Source organism: Bacillus cereus group sp. N8 (assembly GCF_016483685.1).
GTDB classification, from domain to species: domain Bacteria; phylum Bacillota; class Bacilli; order Bacillales; family Bacillaceae_G; genus Bacillus_A; species Bacillus_A proteolyticus.
On record NZ_JAEHBK010000124.1, the window covers coordinates 1 to 601 of the forward strand.

Genomic DNA, 601 nt, shown 5'->3' on the forward strand with positions numbered 1-601 from the left:
TTCACATCAGAAAATTCTCCACTCAACAAGTCATACTCTAGTTGAATTTTCACACCAGCTTTATGACTACATCCTCCAGCACCAGGATAAGTAGATGCAAATCGATCCGGCACTTGAAATGTTGTAGAATCAAGGATAAGAATACGTTCAAAGTAAGTAGAAAGAGCATGAGAAATCTTAGATAATCCCCCAATTTTAGCTTGTAGAAGTGAAGTAAATACAGTTCGAAAGAAGGCTACAGAAGCCGAGTTAAATCGCCGATTAAGTCCCTCAGGACTTAATAAAATTCCTGTTGAAGTTTCTAATTGACTACAAAGTTGAGTAAGAGAGGTAGTAGCGATTTGTTGATTTAACCATACACACAAAGATAAAAAATGGTGCCCATGGCACTTACGTTTTCGTTTCATTCCGCCTGCTTCTAGGGCTAATTGATTAAGTGTAGCGGGAGACATATAGCGATATAACTCTTCGGCAAATAAAGACAACTCTTGACTTTGATGCATATTCATAAAAAGCACGTCACCCTTTCTCATTAACATAAGAGAATAGTAACGTGCTTTCACCTTCAAGAATAGTCTAAATCCTTAAGTTGATGGATGTG

General features: G+C 37.4%; 1 protein-coding gene. It reads right to left on the reverse strand.

Features of this window, described 5'->3' with window-relative positions; all coding sequences use genetic code 11:
• Positions 1-509 (reverse strand): IS4 family transposase (locus JDS80_RS30685; protein WP_199640818.1); only part of this gene is annotated, 509 nt, incomplete at its 3' end.
• Positions 510-601: the final 92 nt, after the last annotated feature.